Origin of the sequence: Massilia eburnea, assembly GCF_050709955.1 — a bacterium.
Lineage (GTDB): Bacteria > Pseudomonadota > Gammaproteobacteria > Burkholderiales > Burkholderiaceae_D > Rugamonas > Rugamonas eburnea_A.
The window spans coordinates 296463-302823 of sequence record NZ_JBNZFX010000030.1 but is presented as its reverse complement, the minus strand read 5'-3'; the positions used below and the strand labels follow the sequence as shown (position 1 = coordinate 302823).

Annotated in this window: 7 protein-coding genes; all 7 read right to left on the bottom strand. The window is 63.3% G+C overall.

Features of this window, described 5'->3' with window-relative positions; genetic code table 11:
* On the bottom strand, positions 1-1119 hold a 1119-nt coding region (locus tag ACQ4MM_RS17030), incomplete at its 3' end, for a glycosyltransferase (protein WP_431478468.1).
* A gap of 284 nt (positions 1120-1403) precedes the next feature.
* Positions 1404-2216 carry a sterol desaturase family protein gene (locus tag ACQ4MM_RS17025; RefSeq protein ID WP_431478458.1) on the bottom strand — a complete coding sequence of 271 codons (813 nt, stop codon included), beginning with the start codon at positions 2214-2216 and terminating at the stop codon, positions 1404-1406.
* A 23-nt stretch (positions 2217-2239) separates the two neighbouring features.
* Positions 2240-3022, bottom strand: a complete 783-nt coding sequence (locus tag ACQ4MM_RS17020; RefSeq protein ID WP_431478457.1) for a PEP-CTERM sorting domain-containing protein — start codon at positions 3020-3022, stop codon at positions 2240-2242.
* A 171-nt stretch (positions 3023-3193) separates the two neighbouring features.
* On the bottom strand, positions 3194-3325 hold the full coding sequence (locus tag ACQ4MM_RS17015; protein ID WP_431478456.1) for a hypothetical protein: 132 nt from the start codon (positions 3323-3325) through the stop codon (positions 3194-3196).
* A gap of 6 nt (positions 3326-3331) precedes the next feature.
* The gene (locus tag ACQ4MM_RS17010) at positions 3332-4306 is read right to left on the bottom strand and encodes a quinone oxidoreductase family protein (RefSeq protein ID WP_431478455.1); all 975 of its coding nucleotides are present in this window, start codon (positions 4304-4306) and stop codon (positions 3332-3334) included.
* A gap of 11 nt (positions 4307-4317) precedes the next feature.
* Positions 4318-5892: an alpha/beta hydrolase family protein gene (locus ACQ4MM_RS17005; RefSeq protein WP_431478454.1), complete on the bottom strand. Its 1575-nt coding sequence runs from the start codon at positions 5890-5892 to the stop codon at positions 4318-4320.
* A gap of 65 nt (positions 5893-5957) precedes the next feature.
* Complete coding sequence (locus tag ACQ4MM_RS17000; RefSeq protein WP_431478453.1) at positions 5958-6356, bottom strand: methylglyoxal synthase; 399 nt, start codon at positions 6354-6356, stop codon at positions 5958-5960.
* Between the last annotated feature and the right edge of the window lie 5 nt (positions 6357-6361).

The following is a 6361-nucleotide window of genomic DNA, read 5'->3' as shown; positions in this document are numbered from 1 at the left end:
GTTCAGCGGCATCAAGCGGATACGTTCGCGGCTGCCGTCCAGGTAGACAGCGGCGCCGATCTCGAAGAACGCGGCAAAGTTGCCAAGCGCGCTGTATGACATCAGGCAGAACAGGGCCAGCACGCCCGTCAGCCAGTGATTGGCGTCGAAGTAGAACAGGACGATGGCCAGGATCCAGCCGGCCAGCAGGATCGGCGACATGGCGAACACGCCCAGCAGCAGCATGCCGTCGAGCTTTTCGCGCAGCGATACCTTGTCGCTCACCATCAACGCGCCGGCATAGCGGAAGGCGGCCTGGTTGTGGCCCTTCGACCAGCGCATGATCTGGCGCACCCGCACCGGCCAGGTCTCCGGCACTTCCTCATAACATTCGGAGCGGTTCTGGTAGGCGGTCTTCCAGCCGCTTAGCAGCAAGCGGTAAGTCAGGTCGGTGTCCTCGGCCAGCGCGTCATCGCGCCAGCCGCCGATCGCGTCCAGCGCTGTGCGACGCACGCCACCAACGGTGCCGCCGTATTGCGGCACCAGCGACAGGTTCATGCGCGCCTGCTGGTCGACCTGGTAGCCGCCCGAGCGCTCCATGTCCAGCAGGCGGGTCAACAGGTTGCTGCCGGTATTCAGCGGCACCACGCGGCCCATCACTGCGCCGACTTCCGGGTCGAAGAATGGCGCCACCAGCTGGCGCAGCAAGCCGCGCCCCGGCACGTAGTCGGCATCGAACACGATCAGGATATCGCTTTCCACCTGTGCGGTAGCATCCTTCAATGCGGCCGCCTTGCCCGGCTTACCGCCACTACGGTGGAACGGCGTAATGCGGCCTGGATGCGCGGCGCAGATCTCGTCGATGATGCGGCGCGTATCGTCGGTCGAACGGTCGTTGACCGGCATGATGCGCAGGCGGTCGGGCGGGTAGTCCACTGCCAGCAGGGCGCGCAGCGAATCGGCAATCACCGCCTGCTCATTATGCGCAGCCACCAGCACGGTCACGCTCGGCCAGTTGCCGCTTTCGACATCCAGGTAAGGATGGCGCTGGACGCCGTACAGGCGGTTGAAGGTGAAGTAATAGTGGCGCACGGTGTATACCAGCACCAGCACGATCACGGCCCACAACAGATAGAGCATGATGGTCAGTGCGCGCGACGTCAGCACGTCTGGGTGGCGCGACCGGACCTGGTCGTGGATGCCGAGCCAGTTGCTGTTTTCGGCTTTTTTGTGCAAGGCTGAAGTGGGATCGAGGCTGAAGGCTGGCGCAGGCACTGCAGCAGCGGGAGCTGCCAGTGCCATCGACAGGGCCAGCCACCACCCGGCAACCAGCGCCAGGATTTGCAGGGTGAAACGGTGGCGTTCTGTCATCGGTTCAGCCTCTGCCGGTTCGGTGGGATCGGTCGATAAGACATTCTAGCAAATCAAGTTTCGCTTCGGTCAACAGTGGCTGCCGGTACCGCCGCAGCGAATGGTGCGGCCAGTTGCCCAACCAGATGGCAGGAAACCGGCGTATCGCTGCCATATTCCGCCGGCCAGCTTGGCGGCAGGTGATGGGTGCCGAAAATCCGGTCCAGTACCGGCAGCATGGCGGCAAAGTTGCGGTCGACATGCTCATGCCGCGTATGGTGCCAATGATGGAAGGCCGGCGTCGACAGCAGCCACTCCAGCGGCCCCAGGCGCACGCGGATATTCGAATGAATAAAAAAGCCCCACACGCTGCCCACCAGGATCACCGCCATCGGGGTCGCGCTGCCAGCCACGCCGGGTCCGGCCAGGCCAAGCACATACAGTGGCAGGAGGCTGCACAGCCGCGTGAACAACAGGTCGACCGGATGCGCGCGCGTATTGGTCAGGAAGTAGACGTGGGCGGCGCTATGGTGCACCGCGTGGAAGCGCCACAACAGCGGCCAGCTGTGCGCCAGGCGGTGCGACCAGTAGGCGCCAATATCCCCGACCAGCAGCGCCAGCAGCAGGCGCTGCGCCAGCGGCAAGCCGGCCAGCGTTTCGGGTATGGCAACGGGAATCAAGTTGCGCGCCAGTTGCGCGCAGAGCGCCAGCGGCACTGCCAGCACCAGTATCGGCAGCAGGCTGTTGGCAAAATAATAGAACAGGTCAGGCCAGTGCTGGCGCTCGCCCGGCTGCGCCTGGCGCACGGCGAAATAGCGCTCCAGCGGCAGGAAGATGGCGCACAGTAGGCACAGCCATACCACAAGCCGCAAGAGCTGTTCGGCCATGGCTGTCACGGCAGGACTTCCGCTTAAGGCTGGCGGCGACGGCGTGCCACGGCCAGCAAGCCAAGCCCGGTCAGCATCACCAGCAAGCTGGCCGGCTCAGGTATGTCGGCAGGCGGCGAGCCGTCATCCGGGCTGCTGATGGCAAACAGCGACACACCGTCAAGCAGGGAAAACGGCGGATGGCCTTCCGGCGTCCCGGCTGCCAGGAAGGACAGCAGGCTGCCGCCGGACTTGGCGGTAAAGGTGAACGCTTCCTGCATCCAGCCGCTCGAGGCGTGGCTTTGGTTATTGTAAGTGGCGGTCTCGAAGGTATTGCCGTCGATGCTCACGCTCCACTTTTCACTGGTTTCGCCGTGGAAGCCCCACTGCTGGGCGGCCGCCCATTCGAACTTCAGCATATAGGTAGTACCGATGACCAGGCTATTGATTGCCTGCTGGATCGGGACTACCCCATAGGCGCCGTCGGCGGCAATGAAGTTGCCGCCGTTGGCGCTGTGCGCCAGCGCGTTGGCACCGCCGTTATTGGCGCCCCACAGCGTCAGGGGAATATCGTTCTGGCTGCCGAACCAGGTCATGGCGCCACTGGTGTCCGCGGTGCCGGAAGCGAAGACAAAATTGTAGCCGCCAGGCGCAGTCCAGCCGGACACGGCGGTATTGAAGTCCAATTGGCCATTGCCGTTGGTGCTAAGTTCAAAACCGCCGTTCTGTACCAGGTTGACCGGGCCGGCCTGGACCGCCGACGCCAGCACGAAGGCTGCTGCCGCCGCGAAACCTTGCAAAACTCTGCTCAACACTGAGTTCTTCATAATTCTTCCTTGAAATTCAAATGTCCTGAAGGAACACAAGCAAGAATTATGCCAAACTCAATAGCTCATCAGTAAACTACTGAGTACAAAGATGATTCTTTACGGAAACGCCTCTTATTTGAATGCCAAAGAAACTTAGTGTAAAGAAATCCGACACTAACTATTGAAAGGTCAGCGGTAATAGGCTTCGCTGGCAAAGGTGATGAAGCCGACCAGCGCTACGGCGCTCAGCAGGACGATCAGCAGGCGTCCAAATTTCGGGGTGCCGTCATCGTCGTCGGTTGGGCGGTTCTGGTCGGTCATATTCACTCAAGGCAGTAGGATGGTGGAGCCGGTGGTGCGGCGCGCTTCGAGGTCGCGATGCGCCTGCCCCACATCCGCCAGATTATACCGCTGCTTGATTTCGATCTTCACGTCGCCGCGCGCCACCACGTCGAACAGCGATTGCGCGCAAGCCTCAAGGTCGGCGCGCGTTGCGGTGTAGTTGCCCAGCGCAGGCCGGGTCAGGAACAGCGATCCGCGCGAAGCCAGTTCGCCCAGCGAGAAGTTGGCCACCGGCCCGGAAGCATTGCCGAAGCTGACCATCATGCCGCGCGGCTGCAGGCAGTCGAGCGAACCGATGAAGGTATCCTTGCCGATCGAATCGAACACGGTCAACACCCCCTTGCCGCCCGTGATCTCGCGTACCCGTTCGGTGAAGTTCTCCTGGTTGTAATTGATCGCATGGGTCGCCCCATGCGCCAACGCCAGCGCGACCTTCTCGTCGGAACCGGCGGTGCCGATCAGGTTCACGCCCAGGGCACGGGCCCACTGGCAGGCGATCAGGCCCACGCCGCCAGCGGCCGCATGGAACAGGATGGTGTCGCCCGCCTTGACCGGCGCCGCACTATGGAACAGGTATTGCACCGTCATCCCCTGCAGCATCATGGCAGCCGCGGTGTCGCTGCCGATGGCATCCGGCAGCTTGACCAGCAGGCTGGCGGGCATATTGCGCGCCTGCGCATAGGCGCCGTTCGGACGGCCGGCATAGGCCACCCGGTCGCCCACCCGCACATGGCTCACGCCCTCTCCCACCGCCTCCACCACGCCCGCGCCTTCCTGGCCCAGGCCTGCCGGCAGCGGTTGCGGGTATAAGCCGGTGCGGAAGTACACGTCGATAAAGTTAAGGCCGATCGCCTCGTGGCGCACCGTCGCCTCGCCGGGACCTGGTGCCCCTACTTCGACGTCGACGTATTCCATCACTTCCGGGCCGCCGCTGCGGGACATGCGTATCGCCTTAACCATTACATACTCCTTTAGTGTGTGATGAAGCCGCGCTCGCGCAGCCATTGCGTCATGCGTGGATAGTGCTCGCGCGCCCAGTGCGTGGAGTTGATGTAGGCGCTGCCGCCGTCGACATCGGTTTCCCACAAGCCGTGTGCGGCACGCGGCAACATCCACACCTGGTGATCCTTGTGGCCGCTCGCATCCAGCGTTTGCTGGAACAATGTGGCGCTCTTATGCACCGGCACGAAAGCGTCTTTCTCGCCCAGGATATACACCACGGGCGCCGTCAATCTCTTCAGGTCCGGCAGCGGGTCGTAGCTGTAGAAGGCGGTGCTGGTGTCACTCGGCTTCTCTTTCAGCGTATCCGGCACGATTTCGACCTGGCTGGCCCAGCGCGCGGTTTCGCCGGCGCGGGCTGCGGCCAGCAATTCGGCACGGTTGGCGCCACGGCTGGTCACCCAGCGCATCAGCTTTTCCTGGTAGGCGGTGCCGGCCTTCACATCTTCTTCGCTGAAGCCTTGCGCGCGCAGAGTGTTCTCAATGCGGTAGACCTCTTGCTCGGCTGGCGGCACGGCCGACGCGGCTTGCGCGATCACGAAGGCGACCTTTTGCGACCGGATCGCGGCCAGCGGCGCCAGCCAGCCGCCCTGGCTATGGCCCCAGGTGCCGATGGCGTCCGCCTTGATGTCGCTGCGCTTGCCGAGCAACTCGATGCCCGCGATGGCATCGTCGGCCAACTGCTCCATGGTGGCCTTATTGAACTCGCCACTGGATTTGCCGACGCCGCGCTTGTCGTACATCAGCGCGGCCATGCCGTGAGCGGCAAAGTAATAGGCTTGCAGTGCATAGGCGCCGCGCGGCGCGGGGCTGGACATCTGCGTCAGCACGATGGCCGGGAACGGCCCCTTCCCTTCCGGCAGCACCAGGGTGCCGGACAGGGTGACGTCGCCATTCCTGAATGTGACTTCTTCGGAACGGAACTGCAGGCGGCGGCCGGTTTCCTTCTTGCCGGCTTGCTGCCATACCACCTTGTTGCCCTCGAAGCGCATGGTGGTTTCGCGCACAGCGGGATTGAGGTTGCCGGCGCCTGCGTAATACACGTTCGCGCTTTCGGCGAACATGGAAGCATAGCGGCCGCTACGCATGTCGCTGTAGAACATTTGCGGGAAGTCGCCCCACTCCGACAGCACGACTACGCGCTTGCCGGGAAATTCATAGGCCCCGAGCAGCGGCTGGTGGCGCGCAGGATCGTCGGCCAGGGTGCGGCGGAAGGCAAACCTGCCGTCTTTCCCATTCAGGCTTACTTTGCCGGACAACAGTTCGCCTTGCAGCTTGCCGTCGAATTTCAGCACGCCGTCCGGGCCCGGCAGGTCGAAGCGTACATGGCTGCCCTGCTGCGCAACTGCGCCGAGCGGCACGCCTTTCTTCTCGAAGGCGGGCATGTCCACCGTTGCTTTGCCATCGGCGCCAAAATGCGGCCGCAGGAAGTTGAAGTCGTTGCCGACCCCGTAAGTGCCGACCCAGTGGCCGGCAAGCGCCGGCGCCGCCGCGTGCGCGGTTGAAGCAATAGCCAATGCGGCAATGCCGCCCAGGATGGATTTCATATGCAGTCTCCCCGATTTTGTCATGAGGGCGCCACATTGCCAGCGCGCCGGGCGCCGGCCAAGAATCATGCGACAGGCTGCGGTTTTGCGGCATCAGCCTGCAATTGGGACAGCACCAGGTGGGCGGTCGCCAGGTTGGTAGCGCAAGCAACATTGTGCACGTCGCAGGCACGCACCAGTGCATTGATGTCCGGCTCGTGCGGCTGCGGCGTCATCGGGTCGCGCAGGAAGATGACGGCATCGATATGCCCATCCACCAGCAAGGCGCCGATCTGCAGGTCGCCACCCAGCGGACCGGAATGCTTGCGCTCCACTGTCAGTCCCACTTCCGCAATCAGGCGGCCGCCCGTGGTGCCGGTCGCGCACAGTTTGCAGGTACGCAGGAAGCCGGCGTACTCGCGGGCCAGCGCGATCATGTCGTCTTTTTTCTTGTCGTGGGCAATCAGGGCAATGCGGGGCGTCATGTCTC

Bases quoted from the DNA above. Each gene is read 5' to 3' on its own strand.
- ACQ4MM_RS17000 (WP_431478453.1), bottom strand. From the start codon at position 6,356: ATGACGCCCCGCATTGCCCTGATTGCCCACGACAAGAAAAAAGACGAC.
- ACQ4MM_RS17010 (WP_431478455.1), bottom strand. From the start codon at position 4,306: ATGGTTAAGGCGATACGCATGTCCCGCAGCGGCGGCCCGGAAGTGATG.
- ACQ4MM_RS17020 (WP_431478457.1), bottom strand. From the start codon at position 3,022: ATGAAGAACTCAGTGTTGAGCAGAGTTTTGCAAGGTTTCGCGGCGGCA.
- ACQ4MM_RS17005 (WP_431478454.1), bottom strand. From the start codon at position 5,892: ATGAAATCCATCCTGGGCGGCATTGCCGCATTGGCTATTGCTTCAACC.
- ACQ4MM_RS17015 (WP_431478456.1), bottom strand. From the start codon at position 3,325: ATGACCGACCAGAACCGCCCAACCGACGACGATGACGGCACCCCGAAA.
- ACQ4MM_RS17025 (WP_431478458.1), bottom strand. From the start codon at position 2,216: ATGGCCGAACAGCTCTTGCGGCTTGTGGTATGGCTGTGCCTACTGTGC.